Origin of the sequence: Kocuria sp. LUK (assembly GCF_021012935.1) — a bacterium.
GTDB lineage: Bacteria > Actinomycetota > Actinomycetes > Actinomycetales > Micrococcaceae > Kocuria > Kocuria flava.
Genome location: NZ_JAJMZI010000003.1, coordinates 135,942 through 155,058, shown reverse-complemented (window position 1 = coordinate 155,058; position 19,117 = coordinate 135,942). Strand labels below are relative to the sequence as shown.

Sequence of the window (19,117 nt, the reverse complement as noted above, 5' to 3'; positions counted from 1 at the left end):
CTCGGGAGCGGACGGGGCGGCGGGACGGCGGCCGCGGGCACGGCCGCCGTCCATTTTACGCGCCCGGGCGGGGCCTCCGTGCCCGGGCGCCTCCCAGGGTGCTCGGCTACAGTGACCGGTGCGGTGCCGCCCCGGAGGGACGGTGCCCCGCCCGCCGCGGAGCCGCGCGCTCCCGCCCCGACCGCCCCCGAGATCCGACCGAGGCCGCCCGTGTCCACCGACTCCCCCGACCTGCTCCGGAGCCGCTACGGCGCCCCGCGCCGCGACCGCCGGATCGGCCGCCGCGGCTGGATCGCCCTGGTCGCCGCCGCCTCCCTGCTCGCGGCGGCCTTCGCCGTGTGGGTGCTCGGCGGTCAGCAGCGCCAGCCCACGTTCAAGGACGTCGGCTTCCAGGTGCTCTCCGAGGCCCGGGCCACCGCCGACTTCGACCTCACCAAGCACCCCGACGACGTCGTGACCTGCGCGGTGCAGGCCCTCAACGAGGAGTACGCCGTGGTCGGCTGGACCGAGGTGACCGTCGGTGCGCTGCCGGAGGAGCAGCTGCACGAGGGACGGACCAGCTCCCACCGGGCCGAGCTGCGCACCACCAACCTCGCGACCACCGCCGTCGTCGACTCCTGCTGGATCGACGAGCGCGGGGGCGCGGCCTGAGCGCAGGGCGACGACACAACCGTCACCCTGCTTTTGGCCCCGTCGGGGCCCCGCCTAGACTGGGGGGAGGACTCCCCGCCCCTGCAGCGCCGGCACCGTCCGCACCGGACCGGCCGGCGCACGGGCGGGGTCTTCGTGTTCGCGGGGATCCCCCGCCCCGGTGCGAGCGACCCGCCGCACCGCGCCGGGCCCGCCGCGCGCCCCGGACCGACCGGGCGCGGCGGACCGACCGTCCACCGAGGAGAGACAGTGACCACCACGAACAAGACCGGCGCCTGGCTGACCCAGGAGGCCTACGACCGCCTGAAGAAGGAGCTCGACTACATCTCCGGCCCCTACCGCCAGGAGATCGTGGAGCGCATCGACCAGGCCCGCTCCGAGGGCGACCTCAAGGAGAACGGCGGCTACCACGCCGCCCGCGAGGAGCAGGGCAAGAACGAGGGCCGCATCGCCCACCTCAAGGCGCTGCTCGAGAACGCGCAGGTCGGGGAGGCCCCGGCCGACGACGGCGTCGTGGAGGCCGGCATGGTCGTCACCGCCGAGATCGCCGGCGAGGAGATGACCTTCCTGATCGGCTCCCGCGAGGTCGCCGAGGACCTGGCCGGCGGCACCGAGCTCGAGGTGTTCTCGGAGAAGTCGCCCATGGGCGCGGCCATCTCCGGGCACAAGGTCGGCGACGAGCTGACCTACGCGGCCCCCAACGGCAAGCAGATCCCGGTGCGGATCATCTCCGCCACGCCGTTCCAGGCCTGATCCGGCGGTGACCTCCCACTGGCTGCGCGACCCGGGCCCGGCCTCGTGGGCGCTGATCGTCCTCACCGCGGTCCTCGCGGTGGCGACGGTCCTGCTGCACCTCGCCGGCCGGGGGGACCCGGCCGCGGGCGAGCCCGGCAGCGCGCGCAACGTCGCGCTGTTCGCGACGTTCGTCTGCGCCTTCGCGGCCTGGGTCTCCGGGCGCGGCCGCGGCTGAGCCCGCCGCTGCCGCGACGACGGCGCCGGAGCCCCAGCAGGGGCTCCGGCGCCGTCGTCGTCCCCGTCCGGGGCGGAACGGAGGGGCTCAGTGCACGACGACGGGGTGGTAGCCCTCCGCCTCGAGGGCGCGCAGGACCTCCCGGCAGTGCTCGTGGCCCTTGGTCTCCATGTCGATGGTGATGGAGACGTCGCCCATGCTCAGCGACCCGCCGATGCGGGTGTGGTCCACGCCGGTGACGTTGGCGTCCCGCTCGGAGATGATCCGGGAGATCAGGGCCAGCTCGCCGGGACGGTCCACGAGCATCATCCGGATGGTCATGTAGCGCCCGGCCGCCGAGAGGCCCCGCTGGATGACCTTCAGCATGAGCATCGGGTCGATGTTGCCCCCGGAGAGCAGCACCACGGTGTTGCCCAGGTCGGGGTGGGCCTGCTGCAGCCGCCCGTCCAGCAGCGCGGCCACGCCCACCGCGCCCGCGGGCTCCACCACGAGCTTGTTGCGCTCCAGCAGGAAGATCAGCGCCTGGGCGAGGGCGTCCTCGGAGACGGTCACGACGTCGTCGGCGAGCTCCTTGATGATGCTGAACGGCAGCTGCCCGGGCTTGCCCACGGCGATGCCGTCGGCCATCGTGGAGACCCGCTCGAGGGTCACCAGGGCGTCGCCGGCGAGCGAGGGCGGGTAGGCCGCGGCGTTCTCGGCCTGCACGCCGATCACGCGGATCGGGCGCCCGAGCTGCTCGGCGCGCGCCTTGACCGCGACCGCGAGCCCGGCGAGCAGCCCGCCGCCGCCCACCCCGGTGATGACGGTGTCGACCTCGGGGACCTGGTCGAGGATCTCGAGGCCCAGGGTGCCCTGCCCGGCCACGATGTCGGGGTGGTCGAAGGGGTGGACGAACACGGCGCCGGTCTCCTCGGCGTGGCGCTGGGCCTCGACGAGCGCCTCGTCCACGGCCGATCCGTGCAGGATCACCTCCGCCCCGTGGTCCTGGGTCGCGGCGATCTTGGGCAGCGCGGCCCCCAGGGGCATGTAGATCCTGGCGGTGATCCCGAGCCGGTCGGCGGCCAGGGCCACGCCCTGGGCGTGGTTGCCCGCGGAGGCCGCCACGACGCCGCGGGCCTTCTCCTCGGGAGTCAGCTTCGCCATCCGGGCGTAGGCGCCGCGGACCTTGAAGGACCCGGAGCGCTGCAGGTTCTCCGCCTTCAGGTTCACCTCGGAGCCGATCAGCGCGGACAGCGCCCTGGAGTGGGCCATGGGCGTCCGCTCGATCACGCCCTCGAGCAGGGCGGCGGCATCCTCGACGTCGGCGAGGCGGACGGGCAGATCGGCCAGGCTCACGGCGGTCCTTCCGGTGCGGTGCGGGGTGGGGCGCGTCCCGGCCGGGCGGGACGGACCGGGGCACGGAGCGCGCCCGCCGGCGGCGGGCGCGGGTCCCATCCTAGTCGGTGCGCCCGGACCGGCCCGGGCCGCCGGCGCCCCGCTCCGAGCGGGGGCGGCGCTTGAGGGCCGCCTGCAGCCGCTCCTTGGCGCGGGTGCGGCGGAAGCGCTGGAGCTGCTCCATGACCTGCTCGCGGCTGAGCTCGTTGCGCCGGGCGTGCTTCTTGATCTCCCAGGGGAAGTAGTAGGGCTGCCAGGCGATCTCGTCGTCGGTGCGCCAGTGCTGCCCGACCAGGTAGCGCAGCACGGTGTTGAGCGCGGCCATCAGGGGCACCGCGAACAGCGCGCCCGTGATGCCGAAGAGCACCGAGCCGGTGGCCACCGCGAGGAACACGGCGAGCGGGTGGAGGGAGACGGCCTTGCCCATCACCAGGGGCTGGAGCACGTTGGACTCGATCTGCTGGACCAGCAGCACGAAGGCCAGCATGATCAGGGCGTTGGTGAAGCCGTTGGCGACCAGGGCCACGAGCACCGCCACGGCCCCCGTGATCACCGCACCCACGATGGGGATGAAGGAGCCCAGGAAGACCAGGATGCCGATGGGCAGGGCCAGCGGGACGCCGAGGAAGAAGGCGCTCAGCCCGATGCCCACGGCGTCCACGAAGGCCACGAACCCCTGGATCCGGGCGTACTGCACGAGGGAGCGCCAGCCCTGCCGGCCGGCGCCGTTGACGGCCCGCCGGGCGCTGACGGGGAAGAGCCGCACCAGGAACAGCCAGATCCGCTCGCCGTCCATGAGGAAGAACAGCAGCGTGAACAGCAGGATGATCAGCCCGGTCAGCAGGTTCCCGGCGGTCGAGCCGAAGGACATCGCCCCGGAGAGGATCGCCTGGCTGTTGTCCTGGACCGTGGCCCCGAGCTCGTCGATCCACTCGTTGAGCATGTCGGCGCTGATGTTCAGCGGCCCGTCCTCGAGCCATCCCAGCAGCTGCTGGGTGCCGACCACCACGGAGTCGGAGAGCTGGGCGAAGCCCAGGACGATCTGGCGGCCGGCGACCACGAGCAGCCCGCCCACGAACGCGATCAGCCCGAGCACCGTCAGCCCGGAGGCCGCGCCCGCGGGCACGTGCCGGCCGCGCAGCCACTTGACCACCGGGAACAGCAGGCCCGCGAGCAGCCCCGCCACGAGCACCGGGATGATCACGACCGTGACGCGCGAGAGCATCCACCCGACCAGGCCCACGGCGGCCAGGATGATGATCAGCCGCCAGGACCAGGCGGCGGCCACGCGCACGGGCACGGTCACGCCGCCGGCGGCGTTGCCGTGCAGCGGCGGCAGCTCGGGGGTGCGCTCGGGGATCGCGGGCGGCTGCGCGCCGGGCGAGGTCGATGGCATGGTGCCATCCTCCCACGAGCCCGCCGCCGCCCGCGGCGCCCGCGGGGTGCGTCCCGGTGCGAGACTGGGGGGCATGTCGCGCACCTTCCTCAGGATCCTCGGCCAGCGCCGTCAGGCCCCCGCCCTGACCCCGGACGCCCCGCCCCGCGCGGAGCTCGAGGAGGTGCTGCGCGCCGTCGCCGGGACCGCCCGGGGCGGTCCCGGTCCGGGGTGGCGGGTGGTCGTGACGACCCGCCGCTCGGCCGCGGAGCTCGCGGCGGCGATGGCCGGGCTCACGCGCGTGCCCGAGATGCACCGGCCCCTCCCCCGGCTCAAGGGCAAGCAGCTGCGCCGGCTCGCGGCGTTCCGCGGAACGCTCGCGTGGGCGTCCACGGGCGGGCTGTGCTGCGCCGTGGTGTTCAGCCCCGTCGAGTCCGCCGACGTTCCGGTCAAGGAGCAGAAGGCCGCCGCGCACGGGATCCGGCCCCTGCTCGAGGCGGCGTTCTGGGCCGCCGGGTGGGGCACGCGGTGGGCCGCCCGCGACGGGGCCGACCAGGAGCCCGTGCGCGCGTTCTACGACCTCGCCGAGCACGAGCAGGTCCTGGGCTGGCTGTTCGTGGGCCGCCCGCCACGGGCCGCGGCCGCGGAGTTCACGGCGACCCTGCCTCCCGCCGACCCGCCGGTCAGCTACCGCTGAGCCCCCCCCCGGACGCGCCACGGCCCGGCACCCCTGGGGGTGCCGGGCCGTGGCGTGCGCCGCTGCGCCGCTGCGGCGCGGCGGCGTTCAGCGCGGGGTCACTCGGAGGTCATCTCACGGATGATCGCGAGGATGCGCAGGATCTCGATGTAGGTCCACACCAGCGTCACGGTCAGGCCGAACGCCGCAGACCACGCCATCTTCTGCGGCACGCCGGTGGCCACGCCGTGCTTGATGTTCTCGAAGTCGAGCACGAAGCTGTAGGCCGCCAGGAGGATCGCGATCGCGCCGATGGCCAGGCCCAGCCAGGGCCCCAGCGGGCTGTCGGTGCGGATGTTGAAGCCGAACAGCAGCACCGCACCCAGGTTCACCAGCCCGAACAGGGCGTAGGCCATGAGCGCGACCATGAAGATGCGCGTGGCCCGCCCGGAGGCGCGCAGCTTGCCGGAGCGGAAGAGCACCAGCACCGAGACGAACACGGCGATCGTGCCCAGCACCGCCTGCACGACGATGCCGGGGTACATGCCCTCGAAGGCGCGCGAGATGCCGCCGAGGAACATCCCCTCGAACAGTCCGTAGGCGAGGATCAGCGCGGGCGAGGGCTGGCGCTTGAAGGCGTTGACCAGACCGAGGACCAGGCCGACGACGAGGCCCGGCAGCACCAGCACGGGGAACGCCCAGCCGGCGAGCGCGCCGAGGATCACGGCGCCGAGCACCGTGGCCGTGCGCATGATGACGTCGTCGTAGGTCATCCGCCCGGTCTGGTTCGTCCCGGCCGCGGGGGCGTTGTAGAGGGCGTCGAGGTTCTGGGGCGAGGGCGCGTAGCCGCCCTGGCCGTACTGTCCGTAGCCGGGCTGGGGGCGGCCGTAGCCGGCCCCGTAGGGGCTCTGTCCGTACTGGGGGGTCGAGGGCTGGGCGCCCTGTGCGCCCGTCCTCGAGAAATCGCGGAGGAGCGGGTTTCCGCCGGCCATGTGTGGTCCTTCCCTGGCGCTGTGGCACGTGTTGTACGGCCAGCCTAGCAACGGCTGCATCACGGAAGCATGAGAGAAGCTGGGATTGCGCCGTGGGCGAGCAGTCCCGGTGCCTCCCGGCGGGGGCGGCGCCGGCGGGACCCGGATTCACGGTCGCAATGCTTTGTGTCGCACCCGGGAGGCAACATTGCGCCCGACCGTGGACAGCGGCGGCGCGATGGGCGACAGTGCTTGTCACGGGGCAACCCGTGGATCCGCTCAGCGGATCGCGCACCGATGCCGCAGCGCCGACGGGGGGTCGGCGGACGGCACGGGTGCAGTGTCGGGGCCGGGACGGCTGGGGGGCTGTCCCGGCCCCGGCGAGCGCCCGCCCGTCCCGCACGGTGGCGCTCCTTCTCCGTCAGGCCGTCCGCACGTCCGTCAGGACGTCCTCGCTCCGGCCCGCCCCGGTTCTCGCGCGCACCGCCGTCGCGGACGCCCCGCTCGCGCCGGCGCGGTGGCGCCGGGCGTGCTCGACGTGCCCCCACTGGGACTCGAACCCAGACTGAGCGGATTTTAAGTCCGCTGCCTCTGCCGATTGGGCTATGGGGGCCGCACCGGCGGCCGGTCCCGCCGCGGGGATCGCCCGCGGCGGGACCGGCCGGTCCGGGAGGGGTCCGGTCAGAGACCGACCTTGCGCGGCTCGGGCGCCTTGCCGGCGGCCGTCTGGAAGCGGGTGCGCGGGTCCCGGGTGTGGCGCAGCGAGGTGGTGTCGCGGCCGAACACGAAGTTCAGCGCCCACTCGGTGAACACGCGGGCCTTGCGGTCCAGGGTGGGGATCGCGTAGCCGTGGTAGAGCCGGTGCATCGCCCAGGCGGCCGGCCCGGAGAACTCCAGGCCCTTCGCGGGCAGGCCGGGGAGGCCCTTGATGCTGGCCACGCCCTTGTACAGGCCCAGCCCGGCGACCGCCCCGAGGTTCTCGTGGTAGTAGTCCTCGAGCGGCTTGCCGGCGCGGGCGGCCAGGATGTTCTTGGCCATCTGGTGCGCCTGGCGCACGGCGTGCTGGGCGTTGGGCACGCAGAACCCGCCCACTCCCCCGCCGGTGAGGTCCGGCACGGCGGCGACGTCGCCGGCGGCCCAGGCGCCCTCGAGGGGCCCGTCGTCGCCGGTGATCCGCAGGTCCGCCCCGGTGCGGACGCGGCCGCGCTGGTCGAGGGGGAAGTCGGTGTTCTTCACGAGCGGGTTCGCCTGCACGCCGGCGGTCCAGATCAGCGTGTCGGTGTCGAACTCGCCGGCCGGGGACTTGTCCTGCATGTTGATCAGCTTCAGGTGCTTGTCCACGGCGGAGTCCAGCGAGGTGTTGAGCAGCACCTCGATGCCGCGGCCGCGCAGGTGCTCCACGACCTTCTCGGCGCGCTCCTCGGAGACCTCGGGCATGATCCGGCCCATGGCCTCGATCAGCACGAAGCGCAGGTCGGAGACCTGCAGCCGCTCGTTGCGCTCGACGGCGCTGCGGGCCATGTCCTCGATCTCGGCGATGGTCTCGGTGCCGGCGTAGCCGCCGCCGACGACCACGAAGGTCAGCGCGCGGCGCTTCTCCGCCTCGTCGGAGGTCAGGGAGGCGACCTCGATGCGCTCGAGGACCCAGTTGCGCACGGCGACGGCCTCCTCGATGGTCTTGAGGCCGATGCCGTTCTCGGCGAGCCCCTCGATCGGGAAGGCGCGGGTCACCGAGCCGCCGGCGATGACGATCTCGTCGTAGGCCAGCTCGAAGGTCTCGCCCTCGTCGATGCCCTTGACGGTCGCGGTGCGGGAGGCGTGGTCGACGCCCAGCACGTGACCGGTCACGATCTCGCTGTCCTTGAGGTGCTGGCGGTGGGGCACCACGGCGCTGCGGGCCGAGACGTTGCCGCCGGCCACCTCGGGGAGGAAGGGCAGGTACATCATGTACGGGTTGGGGTCCACCACGGTGACGACCCCGCCGGAGTCCTTGATCCGCTTCTGCAGCTCCTGCGCGACGGTGAAGCCGACGTAGCCGCCGCCGACGATCAGAAGGCGCGGACGGTCCTTGGCCAGTTGAGTGAAAGACATGCCCCCGAGTCTAGTCGGAAAGGGCCCTTCCCCCGCTCGACCACCGTCAGGGGGCGTCGTGTTCCCGGCCGCCGCCCGCGCCGGACGTGGCGCGCACGATGTGCCGGATGTGCACCACGGCAGCGGCGGTCAGGCCGAGCACGAGCAGCCCGAAGCCCGCGAGCACGACGACGGGCAGCATCCCCGTCTCGTCGAGCGGCGCGACCGGCTCGGGCGGGGCCACCGCGGCCTCGACCTGCTTGGTGCCGGCCGGGGCGGAGGCCGTGGGCGCGGGGGTCGCCGCCGCGGTGCGCCGGTGCACGCGCACCCACTCGCGCATGCTGCCCAGGGGGCTCCCGCCGGCCTCGGGGACGTCCTCGGTGAGGGCGGCCGCGACGTCGAGCACGCCGTAGCCGTAGAGGGGGTCCTTGCCGGGGGCCCCCGCGTCCCGGGCCGTGGCCGTCAGGCGGTGGGCGACCTCCTCGGCGCTGAGCTCGGGCCACTTCGCCTGGACGAGGGCGGCGGCGCCCGCGACGACCGGGGTGGCCGCGGAGGTGCCCGCCCAGGCCGCGTAGCGGTCGCCGGGCAGGGCGCCGACCATGTCCTCCGAGGGGGCGGCCACGGCGATGGAGATCCCCTGCGAGGAGGACTCCCAGCTGGCCTCGCCGTCGCGGCCCACGCCGCCGACGGTCAGCACCCCGGGGATGGTCGCGGGCGCGCCGACCTGCACGAGCCCGGAGCCCCGGTTGCCCGCCGAGGCGACGATCAGCACGTCCTTCTCCTCGGCGTAGAGGAAGGCCTCGTCCCAGCTCTCCGGCCAGGAGGTCGTGCTGGAGCCCACGGACATGTTGATGATGTCGGCGCCGTTGTCGACCGCCCAGCGCACGGCGTCGGGCAGCTGCTCGTCGACGCTGCGGACCTCGGGGGTCTCCTCCCCGAGCCACGTGGACACGGCCAGGACCTCGGCGCCGGGGGCGACGCCGACGATCCCGGCGGGGCGTCCGGGGGCGGGGTCGTCGCGCCCGCCCTCGGGCAGGTGCCCGCGCCCGGCGGCCACGGAGGCCACGAGGGTGCCGTGCTCGGGCTCCGCGCCGAGGCCGCGTCCCCCGTCCGCGGCACCGGCGCCGGAGACGTCCGTGCCGCCGACGACGGCGCCCTCGAGGTCCTGGTGCGAGCGGTCCACGCCGGTGTCGATGACGGCGATGCGCACGCCCTCCCCCGTGGACTCCTTCCACGCCTCGCGCACCCCGTACTCGTCGAGCCAGTACTGGCGGGCGCGGATGTCGTCCTCGGCGATGCGGGAGGTGTCGGGGGCCTCGGGCGGCCCCGTGACGGGGTCCTCGACCGGGATGCTGGGCGCGGGGGCCGGGGGCACGGCCTGCGCGGGTCCGCCCGCGGGCACGGCGAGCCCGGCGAGCAGCGCCGCGGCCGCGCCGAGGGCGGCGCCGCGGGCGCGGCGGGGACGGGCTGCGGTCGGGGGCATGGGGACCTTCCGGGTCGGGGCCGGGCGGCGGGTCACTCCGCCGGGGAGGGGACGACCTGGGACAGGGCGATGCCGTCCAAAATATCGTGCTCGCTGGCGATGGCCGAGCGCACGCGCCCGCCGGTGGCCTCCGCCACCGCGGCCACGATGCGCCGCCACACCAGGGCGCCGCCGCCGATGACGTCGACCCGGCCCTCGTGCATGTAGGGCAGGCGGGCCCGCTCCTCCCGGGTCATGGCGGTGAGCTCGCGGGCGGCGGCCTCGATCCGCTCGAGGGGCAGCTCGGCGCCGTCGATGGCCGCCGGGTCGTAGGCGGGCAGCCCCAGGGCGTGGGCGGTGACGGTCGTGACGGACCCGGCGACGCCGACCAGGTGGGTGGTCGCGGCCAGCGGCACGCTCGCCGCGACGGTGCGCAGGGCGGCGTCGACGTCGCGCAGCACGGCCTCCTGCTGGGCGGGGGTGGGCGGGTTCGAGCCGAGGTGGCGCTCGGTCATGCGCACGCAGCCGACGTCGACGCTGCGCCCGGCGCGCACGCCCCCGGCGTCGCCCAGGACGAACTCGGTCGAGCCGCCGCCGAGGTCGACCACGAGCACCCGGTCCTCGGGGGCGAGCCCGGGCAGGGCCGCGGCCGCGCCGAGGAAGGACAGGCGGGCCTCCTCGTCGCCGGTGACGACCTCGGGGACCACGCCGAGCCGGGAGCGGATGCCCTCGAGGAACACGTCCCGGTTGCCGGCGTCGCGGGTCGCGGAGGTCGCGACGAAGCGCAGGTGCTCCACCCCGTGCTCGGCCAGCAGGCGGGCGTAGTGCTCGGCCGCGGCGAAGGTGCGCTCGAGGGCGGCCTCGGCGAGCCACCCGGTGGCGTCCACGCCCTGGCCGAGGCGGACCACGCGCATCTCGCGCACGACGTCGTCGAGCACGGTGCGCCCGTCCTCCTCCCGGGTGTCGGCGATCAGCAGGCGGATGGAGTTGGTGCCGCAGTCGATGGCGCCTGTGCGCATGGGGTGCTCCTGGCGGGGACGGGCCGGCGCGGGGCACGGCGGGTCGGGGTGCCGGGCGGTGCCCGGCGGGGTCGGGTGCGGGCGGGCGGGCCCGCCGCCGGCGGGGAGGGCCCCGCTCAGTCCTCGCGCCAGGCGGGGTCGCAGGCGCAGGTGCCGGGGGTCCACCAGGGCGCGACGGCCTCGAGCGTCTCGTCGCCGAGGACGTTGACGCCGGGGCCCGCGGCGAGGGCGTGGCCGGCCAGCACGTGCAGGCACTTGACCCGCACGGGCATCCCGCCGGCGGAGATGCCCTCGATCTCGGGCACGGGCCCGGTGCCGGCCTTCGCGCCGATCCGGGCGCGCTCGGCGAGGTAGTCCTCGTGGGCGGCGCGGTGGGCGGCGGCGAGCCGGTCGTCGGCGGCGATCCGGTCCGTCATCTCGTACATCAGCCCGCCGGCCTCGAGCCGGGAGACCGCGGCGGTGAGCACGGGGTGGGCGAGGTAGAAGACCGTGGGGAACGGGGTCCCGGAGGAGAGCCGGGGCGCGGTGGCCGCCACGAGGGGGTTGCCGCACGTGCAGCGGGCGGGGATCTCGACGACGTCGCGCACCGGCCGCCCGAGCTGGCGCGAGAGCACCTGCAGGTCCAGGGGGGTGGGCTCGAGCGTCTCCGCCGTCACCCCCAGCCCGCGCGGGGCGGGCCGCGGGTCCGCGGGGCTGTCGGGTCCGTGCTGGTCGTTCACGCCGTTCCTCACTGTGTGCCGTCGTTCTCGGCCGGGTCCGGCGGGCTCGCCGGGTCCGGGATGCCCGCCGGGTCGTCCTCCGCCGCCGGGGCGGGCTCCTCGGCCGGCTCGGCGTCCCCGGCCGGGTCCGCCGGGGCGGGCTCCGCCTCCTGCGCGGGGTCGGGGCCGGTCGTGGTGCCGTCGTCGTCGCCCGCGGTCCCGTCCTGCCCGGAGGAGCCGTCCCCGGTCGCGCCGTCCTCGGGTGCGCCCCCGGCCTCGTCCACGTGCGCGGCGGCGACGACGGACTGCCACAGGGCGTCGACCCACGCGGGCCGCTCCGCCTCGACCTGGGCGGCCGAGGAGTCCACCACGGCGCCCTCCATCTGCTCGGCGCCCACCACGAGGTAGGACCGCTCCCCCGGCATCACGTAGAGCAGCCGGTCGCGGGCCTGCTGCCGGACGTAGGTCTCGTCCGACCACTGGTCGACCTGCTGCTCGAGCGAGTCCTCGCGCGCGCGCATCTCGGCGATGGACTCCTCCAGGGCCGCGATCTCGGCGCGCTGCTCCAGCCAGATCTTGGTGGTCGGGGCGGCGAGGAAGACGATGAGCACGGCCACGAGGGTCAGGACCAGGAAGCGGCCGCTGAAGCTGCGGGCGGGCTCCGGCTCGCCCACCGCGCTGGACCCGGTCTGCGGCCGGGGGCCCCGGCCGCCCCGCGCGGGCTCCCGGCCGCCGGCGGGGCGGGCCGATCGGGAACGTGGTGCGGGCATGCGGACCTCACGGTGGGGCGGGCGGGGACGGGCTCCAGTCTAGCGCCCGCGCGGCGCCGGCCCCCGGGGCGGAGGGCAGGCGCCGCGCGGGCCCGGCGCACCGGGCGGCACGCCGGGCGGGCCGGTCAGCGGCTGCGGTAGCGCGGGAACGCGGAGGCCCCGGCATAGCGCGCGGAGTCGCCGAGCTCCTCCTCGATGCGCAGCAGCTGGTTGTACTTCGCCACGCGCTCGGAGCGGGCCGGGGCGCCGGTCTTGATCTGCCCGGCGTTGGTGGCCACCGCGATGTCGGCGATCGTGGTGTCCTCGGTCTCGCCGGAGCGGTGGGAGATCATGCAGTGGAACATGTGCCGCTGGGCCAGGGAGATCGCGTCGAAGGTCTCCGTGAGGGAGCCGATCTGGTTGACCTTCACGAGCAGCGCGTTGCCCGCGCCCTCCTCGATCCCGCGGGCGAGGCGCTCGGGGTTGGTGACGAACAGGTCGTCGCCCACGAGCTGAACCGTCGTGCCCACGGACGCGGTGAGGGCCTTCCAGCCCTCCCAGTCGTTCTCGTCCAGCGGGTCCTCGATCGACACGAGCGGGTAGTCGCGCACGAGCTCCTCGTAGTAGGCCACCATCTGCTCGGCGGTGCGCTGCTCGCCCTCGAAGGCGTAGGTGCCGTCCTCGTGGAACTCGGAGGAGGCGACGTCGAGGGCGAGGGCGACGTCGGTGCCCACGGTGTAGCCGGCCTTCTCGATCGCCTCGGAGATCAGGTCCAGGGCCGCCCGGTTGGACTCGAGGTCCGGGGCGAAGCCGCCCTCGTCGCCCAGCCCCGTGGAGAGCCCGCGCTCCTTGAGCACGGCCTTGAGGGAGTGGTAGACCTCCACGCCGGTGCGCAGCGCCTCGGAGAAGGTGGGGGCCCCGATCGGGGCGATCATGAACTCCTGGATGTCCACGTTGGAGTCCGCGTGGGAGCCGCCGTTGAGGATGTTCATCATGGGCACGGGCAGCACGTGGGCGTTCGGGCCGCCCAGGTACTTGTAGAGCTCCAGGTCGGAGGCGTTGGCGGCGGCGCGGGCCACGGCGAGGGAGACGCCGAGGATCGCGTTGGCGCCGAGGCCGGCCTTGTTCTCCGTGCCGTCGAGGTCGAGCATGACCTGGTCGACCAGCCGCTGGTCCGTGGCGTCGAGGCCCACGATCGCCTCGCCGATCTGCTCGTCGACGGCCTTGACGGCGTCCAGCACGCCCTTGCCCAGGTAGACCTTCTTGTCGCCGTCGCGCCGCTCGACGGCCTCGAACTCGCCGGTCGAGGCGCCCGAGGGCACGGCGGCCCGCCCGTAGCTGCCGTCCTCCAGCAGGACCTCGACCTCCACGGTCGGGTTGCCGCGGGAGTCGAGGATCTGGCGGGCGTGCACTGCGGTGATCATGGCCATGGATAGCTCCTGACGTCGAGGGGTGGGTGGTCACCGGACCGCGGGGCCGGGCGGACGTGGTCCGGGCCGCGCGGGTCCCAGCCTACCGAGTCCGGGGGCGGGGGCCGCGACCGGGCGGCGCCGCGTGACGGTGCGGGGCGGTTCAGCCCTGCTCGTGCGCGCGGACGTACTCGCGCACGGCGGCGCGCAGGGCCCGCTCGGCGTCCAGGCCGCGGGCGGAGGCGTCGCGGACCAGGGCGAGCAGGGTCCGGCCGAGCTCCTCCTCGGTCCCCGGGGCCGCGGGGTCCTCGGGCGGGGCCGGGGGTTCCAGGCCGTGCTTGCGGGCCCGGGCGAGGGCCTTCTCGGCGAGCGCGAGGCCGGGCAGGTGGGGCGGGATGCCGTCGAAGGGTCCGGTGCGCTCGGGCTTCTCCGCGGTCTTCAGCTCCTCCCAGCGGGCGTGGAGCTGGTCGGGGGTGTGCTCCCCGGCCGCGTCCCCGGCGGCGCCGGGGCCGAACACGTGGGGGTGGCGGCGCACGAGCTTGGCGGTGAGCGCCTCGAGGACGTCGGCGACGTCGAAGCCGCCCTCGGCCCGGGGCCGCTCCTGGGCGACCCGGGCGTGGAAGACGACCTGCAGCAGGACGTCCCCGAGCTCCTCGACGAGCAGCTCGGCGTGGGCGGCGGGCCCGCCCTCCGCCTCGATCGCCTCGACCACCTCGTAGGCCTCCTCCACGAGGTAGCGCACGAGGGACTCGTGGGTCTGCTGCCCGTCCCACGCGCACCCGCCCGGGGAGCGCAGCCGGTCCATGACGGCCACGAGCTCGGCGAAGCGCTGACCGGTGTGCCCGGGCACGCCCAGGGCCTCCGCCCCGGTGCCGCCGGGCCCGTCCGTGCCGTGTCCCTGGCTCATGCGCCCAGCCCCTCGAAGCCCTCGGTGATCAGCTCGTCGAGCACGTCCCGGTCCTCGAGGGGCAGGAACGCGGCGGAGGCGGCGTTGCGCTGGAGGCGCTCGAGGTCCTCGAGGCCGTAGCCGAAGTGCTCCACGAGCAGGGACAGCTCCCCGGTGACGGTGGTGCCGCTCATCAGGCGGTTGTCCGGGGAGACGGTGACGTTGAAGCCGGTGCGGTAGAGCATGTCCACCGGGTGCCGGTCGGGCGAGGTGCCCCACGCGGCCACGGCCCCGGTCTGGAGGTTGGAGGTGGGGCAGATCTCGAGGGCGATGCCGCGGTCGCGGACCCAGCCCGCGGTGCGGCCCAGGTCGACCACGGCCACCCCGTCCTCCTGGTCGATGTCGATGTCCTCGGCGATGCGCACGCCGTGGCCCAGGCGCAGCGCCCGCCCGGTGGCCAGCGCGTCGCGGATCGAGGTGATCCCGGCGGCCTCCCCGGCGTGCAGGGTGACGGGCACGAGCTCGTCGGCCAGCAGCTCGAGCGCCTCGCGGTGGCGCGCCGGCGGGAAGCCGTCCTCGGGCCCGGCGAGGTCGAAGGCCACGACCCCGCGGTCGCGGTCGGCCACCACGAGGCGGGCGACCTCCAGGGAGCGGTCGCCGTGGCGCATCGCGCACAGGATCTGGGTGACGGACACGAGGTGCCCGGCGTCCTCGGCCGCGAGCACGCCCTCGGACAGGCCGAGGCGCACGGCCTCGACGGCCTCGGCCATCGACAGCCCGCCCAGGGTGTGCTGCTCGGGCGCCCAGCGGACCTCGGCGTGGACGACGCCGTCGGCCACGAGGTCCTCCACGTACTCCCGCGCGCAGCGCACGAGCGCCTCGGGGGTCTGCAGCACGGCCACCGTGTGCTCGAAGGTCTCCAGGTAGCGCACGAGCGAGCCCGACCCGGCGCTGCGGCGCATCCAGCGGCCCAGGCCGGCCGGGTCGGTCACGGGCAGGCGGTGGCCCGCGGCGTCGGCGAGCTCCACCACGGTGGCCGGGCGCAGCGCGCCGTCGAGGTGGTCGTGCAGGCAGATCTTGGGCAGGTCCCGCAGGATGCCGTCGGGCACCCGGTCGGGCCGCAGCTCGGCGGCGGAGGTCGTCATGGCCGGCTCAGTAGGTCCAGTCCTGCAGGGCCTCGTTCATGTGCTGCGGGATGTTCGCGCCGGTGCGCGGGTACATCCGCAGCTCCTCGAGGTAGTTCTGGGCGGGCAGGCGCTGCTCGTAGCGCACGAAGGCCTCCTCGTCCCCGTAGTCGAAGGAGACCTCCGGGGGGATGCCGGGCCGGAAGCGGAACATCATGGCGAGCGGGGAGCCCGCGCCCTCCACGTAGGACTCGTCCTTGAGCTCCTGCACGTGCAGCAGCTCCTCCGGGACGAGGTCGAAGGTGCGCCGCTGGTCCCAGAAGCCGTTCTTGCGCACGTGGGTCAGCGCGTCGTAGTACGTGCCCAGGGCCCGGACCCGCACGAGCACCGTGGAGACGTCCATCGCGGTGCCGTCCTCGCCGAAGAGCCGGCGCTGGGCGTCGGCGAGGCGGCGGAGCACGTCGGCCTCCGCGAGCACCAGGTTCCCCTGGGCCAGGCGGTCCTGGGACGGGCGCTCGTCGGCGGCCTCGTGGGCGCGGTAGGACGGGGGCACGTCGGTGCGGGAGGCCGTGCCGGGGGCCGAGGCCCCGCTCTCCTCGCCGGCGGTGTCGGCGGCCGCGGCCGCGCGGTGGCCCGTGGGGGCGGCCGGCTCGTCGTCCTCGTGCCACTCCTCGTGGTCGACGTGGTCGGGCACGCCGTGGGCGTCCACCGGGGCGGGGCCGCCGGCCCGCTCGTCCCCGGCCCGCTCGTCCGGGAGCCGCTCGTCCCCGGCCCGCTCGTCCGGGAGCCGCTCGTCCCCGGCCCGCTCGTCCGGGAGCCGCTGGTCCCCGGCCCGCTCGTCCGGGAGCCGCTCGTCCCCGGCCCGCTCGTCCGCGGCCTGCTGGTCCGGGCCCGGTGCGCCGCCGGCCTGCTCGCCGGCGACGCCGCCGGGCTCCTCGGAGCGGCCGGCGAGCGCTGCGGCGCCGAGCCCGGCGGCCGTCGAGCCCGCGGCGGAGGAGCCCTCCGCGCCGGTGGGCGCCGCGCCGGGCTGCTCGACCTCGTCGAGCACGGGGGCGCCCGGCCGCGGCGCGCTCCCGGCGGTCTCGTCCGCGGCGCCGTCGTCGGCGCCCGGCTGCGCCCGCTGCTCCTCGGCGCCGGGGCCCGCGGCCGCCCCGGGGGCGTCGGGGCGGTCGCCGGACGGTCCGGCCGCCGGGCGCTCGGCGTCCGCGTCGCCGGCGGGCTCCCCGTCGGGCCGCACGGCCGCGGTGCGCCGGCCGGACTCCCAGGTCTCGACGCTCTCGCCGCCGTCGGGCCAGCCGTAGGCGACCGTCACGGGCCGCACGCCCTCGTGCTCGGGGCCGACCTCGATCCGGGCCCGCTGCCAGGGCCCGCGCGGACCGGACATCGCCTCGCTGTAGAGGTCGGCGACGGGGTCGAAGAGCGGGGAGTCGTGGTCGACCGTGCCCGACTCCACGGCGGGGGCGGAGCCCTCGGAGGACTGCTCGGTCTGCTGGGTCATGGTGCTGCCGCGCTGGTCCAGGGTCAGCACGGCGTGCTCGGCGCCGCGGGCGGTGAGCCGCTCGACGAGCGCGGCGAGGGGGCCCCCGGCGGGCAGGGGCCGCGGGCCCTCCCGGTCGGCGGGCGGGTGCTCGTCGCCGGCCGGGGCGCCGGGCGGGGTCCCGGGGTGCGGCTGCTCGGGGCCCCGCGGCGCGTCCTCGCCCGTGCTCTTCCGGAAAATGCCTCGCAGACCCACTGGACCCACCCTTCCGGGCGCGTGCGCGCCCTCGGTTCTCGCTCGCCGCTCGTGACGGTGCTGGTGTCGTGTCTCGTTCTCGCGTCTCGTGCGCGCGGTGCGGTGCCCGCGCGGCTCTCCCGCAGTATAGGCGCGCCCCCGGGGCGCGCTCCCGGTGCCCGGCTCAGCGCACCGTCTCGAGCACCACCGACGCCCGGGCGGGCCCGGCGGGGGCGGCGGGCTCGATCACGACGGCGCCCTCGAGGGCCTCGCGGGCCCGGGCGAAGCGCTCGGGGGTGTCGGTGCGCAGGCTCAGCAGCGGCTGCCCGGCGCGCACGGCGTCCCCCGGCTTGGCGTGCAGGACCACGCCGGCCCCGGCCTGCACGGCGTCCTCCCTGCGGGCCCGCCCCGCGCCCAGGCGCCAGGCCGCGACCCCGACCCGGTAGGCGTCGAGGCCGGTGAGCACCCCGTCCTCGGCGGCGGTGACCGTCTCGGTCTCGCGGGCCCGCGGCAGCGGGGCGTCGGGGTCCCCGCCCTGGGCGCGCAGCATCGCCCGCCACACGTCCATGGCCCGGCCGTCGCGCAGCGCCGCGGCGGGGTCCGCGCCGGGGACCCCGGAGGCGGCGAGCATCTCCTCGGCCAGCGCCACGGTGAGCTCGACGACGTCGGCCGGGCCGCCGCCGGCCAGGACCTCGACGGACTCCTCGACCTCCACGGCGTTGCCGACGGTCAGGCCCAGCGGTGTGGACATGTCGGTGAGCAGCGCGGTGGTGCGCACCCCGGCGTCGGTGCCGAGGTCCACCATGGTGCGGGCGAGCTCGCGGGCGGAGCCGAGGTCCTTCATGAAGGCCCCGGAGCCGACCTTGACGTCGAGCACCAGGGCCTGGGTGCCCTCGGCGATCTTCTTGGACATGATCGAGGAGGCGATCAGCGGGATCGACTCGACCGTGCCGGTGACGTCGCGCAGGGCGTAGAGCTTCTTGTCGGCCGGGGCCAGCCCGGAGCCGGCCGCGCAGATCACGGCGCCGACCTCGCGCAGCTGCGCGAGCATCTCGTCGTTGGACAGCGCCGCCCGCCACCCGGGCACCGCCTCGAGCTTGTCGAGCGTGCCGCCGGTGTGGCCGAGGCCCCGGCCGGACAGCTGCGGGACGGCCACCCCGAAGACCGCGACCAGCGGGGCCAGGGGCAGGGTGATCTTGTCCCCCACCCCGCCGGTGGAGTGCTTGTCGGCGGTCGCCCGGCGGGCCCCCGAGGCCACGAGCGGGGAGAAGTCCAGCCGTTGCCCGGAGGCGATCATCGCGTGCGTCCACCGGGAGATCTCGGCGCGGTCCATCCCGCGCAGGAACACCGCCATGGCCAGGGCGCTCATCTGCTCCTCGGCCACGGCGCCGCGGGTGTAGGCGTCCACGACCCAGTCGATCTGGGCGGGCGAGAGGCTCCCGCCGTCGCGCTTGGTGCGGATGACGTCGACGGCGTCGAACGGCTCGGTCACGGTACGGGTCCTTCCGGGAGGGGTCAGAGGTTCTCGGGGCCGAAGGCGTCGGGCAGCACCTCGGCCATGGTGCGCACGCCGGAGACGGTCAGCAGCACCATGCCGGGGGCGCGGTGCTCGTGCAGCAGCTGCCGGCAGCGCCCGCACGGCATGAGCACCTCGCCCCGGCCGTCGACGCACACGAAGGCCGTCAGCCGGCCCCCGCCGCCCATGTGCAGCGCGGAGACGAGGGAGCACTCGGCGCACAGGGTCAGCCCGTAGGAGGCGTTCTCCACGTTGCACCCGGCCACCGTCCGGCCGTCCTCGGTCAGGGCCGCGGCCCCGACCGGGAACCGCGAGTAGGGGACGTAGGCGTGCTCGAGGGCCGCGGTGGCGGCCGCCAGCAGGCCGGCCCAGTCGACCTCGCCGGCGGGCGGCGCGGCGGGGGTGGCGTCGTCGTCGGGGGCGGTGCCGCCGGGGACCTCGGGGGACGTGCTCACG

General features: G+C 75.6%; 18 protein-coding genes and 1 tRNA gene. 4 read left to right on the top strand and 15 right to left on the bottom strand.

All coding sequences use genetic code 11. From position 1 onward, the window contains the following. Nucleotides 1-210 precede the first annotated feature (210 nt). The 3 genes from LQU92_RS06330 to LQU92_RS06320 all read left to right on the top strand — a co-directional run bounded on the left by LQU92_RS06330 (nt 211) and on the right by LQU92_RS06320 (nt 1,621). A complete protein-coding gene (locus tag LQU92_RS06330; protein WP_101852813.1) occupies nt 211-651 on the top strand; it encodes a DUF4307 domain-containing protein in 441 nt (146 codons plus the stop codon). A 249-nt stretch (nt 652-900) separates the two neighbouring features. Then, nucleotides 901-1,404: a transcription elongation factor GreA gene (gene greA, locus LQU92_RS06325; protein ID WP_101852814.1), complete on the top strand. Its 504-nt coding sequence runs from the start codon at nt 901-903 to the stop codon at nt 1,402-1,404. Nucleotides 1,405-1,411: 7 nt separating this feature from the next. Then, nucleotides 1,412-1,621 (top strand): hypothetical protein, encoded by a 210-nt coding sequence (locus LQU92_RS06320; protein WP_101852815.1) that lies wholly within the window; start codon nt 1,412-1,414, stop codon nt 1,619-1,621. A gap of 87 nt (nt 1,622-1,708) precedes the next feature. On the opposite strand, the gene ilvA is transcribed toward LQU92_RS06320, so the two are convergent. Next, a complete protein-coding gene (gene ilvA, locus LQU92_RS06315) occupies nt 1,709-2,956 on the bottom strand; it encodes a threonine ammonia-lyase (RefSeq protein ID WP_058858262.1) in 1,248 nt (415 codons plus the stop codon). Between the two features lie 100 nt (nt 2,957-3,056). Next, the gene (locus tag LQU92_RS06310) at nt 3,057-4,391 is read right to left on the bottom strand and encodes an AI-2E family transporter (RefSeq protein ID WP_230779033.1); all 1,335 of its coding nucleotides are present in this window, start codon (nt 4,389-4,391) and stop codon (nt 3,057-3,059) included. 73 nt (nt 4,392-4,464) lie between these two features. On the opposite strand from LQU92_RS06310, the gene LQU92_RS06305 reads away from it, so the two are divergent. Next, nucleotides 4,465-5,067, top strand: a complete 603-nt coding sequence (locus LQU92_RS06305; RefSeq protein ID WP_230779030.1) for a hypothetical protein — start codon at nt 4,465-4,467, stop codon at nt 5,065-5,067. Between the two features lie 98 nt (nt 5,068-5,165). Here the strand turns inward: LQU92_RS06305 and LQU92_RS06300 are convergent, their stop codons facing one another. The 13 genes from LQU92_RS06300 to LQU92_RS06240 form a co-directional block, all read right to left on the bottom strand. Continuing rightward, nucleotides 5,166-6,038, bottom strand: a complete 873-nt coding sequence (locus tag LQU92_RS06300) for a Bax inhibitor-1/YccA family protein (RefSeq protein ID WP_230779027.1) — start codon at nt 6,036-6,038, stop codon at nt 5,166-5,168. A 518-nt stretch (nt 6,039-6,556) separates the two neighbouring features. Beyond that, nucleotides 6,557-6,630: transfer RNA gene (locus tag LQU92_RS06295), tRNA-Leu, on the bottom strand. Between the two features lie 68 nt (nt 6,631-6,698). After that, complete coding sequence (locus LQU92_RS06290; RefSeq protein ID WP_101852819.1) at nt 6,699-8,108, bottom strand: NAD(P)/FAD-dependent oxidoreductase; 1,410 nt, start codon at nt 8,106-8,108, stop codon at nt 6,699-6,701. 46 nt (nt 8,109-8,154) lie between these two features. Further along, on the bottom strand, nt 8,155-9,570 hold the full coding sequence (locus LQU92_RS06285; RefSeq protein WP_230779024.1) for a S8 family serine peptidase: 1,416 nt from the start codon (nt 9,568-9,570) through the stop codon (nt 8,155-8,157). A 32-nt stretch (nt 9,571-9,602) separates the two neighbouring features. Beyond that, complete coding sequence (locus LQU92_RS06280; RefSeq protein ID WP_230779021.1) at nt 9,603-10,568, bottom strand: Ppx/GppA phosphatase family protein; 966 nt, start codon at nt 10,566-10,568, stop codon at nt 9,603-9,605. A gap of 116 nt (nt 10,569-10,684) precedes the next feature. Beyond that, complete coding sequence (locus tag LQU92_RS06275; RefSeq protein WP_058858255.1) at nt 10,685-11,287, bottom strand: DUF501 domain-containing protein; 603 nt, start codon at nt 11,285-11,287, stop codon at nt 10,685-10,687. A gap of 8 nt (nt 11,288-11,295) precedes the next feature. Continuing rightward, the gene (locus LQU92_RS06270) at nt 11,296-11,940 is read right to left on the bottom strand and encodes a septum formation initiator family protein (RefSeq protein ID WP_230779018.1); all 645 of its coding nucleotides are present in this window, start codon (nt 11,938-11,940) and stop codon (nt 11,296-11,298) included. Nucleotides 11,941-12,161: 221 nt separating this feature from the next. Next, on the bottom strand, nt 12,162-13,445 hold the full coding sequence (gene eno / locus LQU92_RS06265; RefSeq protein WP_230779015.1) for a phosphopyruvate hydratase: 1,284 nt from the start codon (nt 13,443-13,445) through the stop codon (nt 12,162-12,164). 142 nt (nt 13,446-13,587) lie between these two features. After that, nucleotides 13,588-14,331, bottom strand: a complete 744-nt coding sequence (locus tag LQU92_RS06260) for a MazG family protein (RefSeq protein ID WP_230779012.1) — start codon at nt 14,329-14,331, stop codon at nt 13,588-13,590. Continuing rightward, nucleotides 14,328-15,455: an adenosine deaminase gene (locus LQU92_RS06255; protein ID WP_230779009.1), complete on the bottom strand. Its 1,128-nt coding sequence runs from the start codon at nt 15,453-15,455 to the stop codon at nt 14,328-14,330. The genes LQU92_RS06260 and LQU92_RS06255 overlap by 4 nt, the downstream gene beginning before the upstream one ends. Before the next feature lie 7 nt (nt 15,456-15,462). Then, complete coding sequence (locus LQU92_RS06250; protein ID WP_230779006.1) at nt 15,463-17,166, bottom strand: hypothetical protein; 1,704 nt, start codon at nt 17,164-17,166, stop codon at nt 15,463-15,465. A 163-nt stretch (nt 17,167-17,329) separates the two neighbouring features. Continuing rightward, nucleotides 17,330-18,637 (bottom strand): thymidine phosphorylase, encoded by a 1,308-nt coding sequence (locus LQU92_RS06245; RefSeq protein ID WP_230779003.1) that lies wholly within the window; start codon nt 18,635-18,637, stop codon nt 17,330-17,332. A gap of 23 nt (nt 18,638-18,660) precedes the next feature. Continuing rightward, entirely contained in the window at nt 18,661-19,116 is a 456-nt protein-coding gene (locus LQU92_RS06240) for a cytidine deaminase (RefSeq protein WP_308071588.1), read from the bottom strand. Nucleotide 19,117 lies beyond the last annotated feature (1 nt).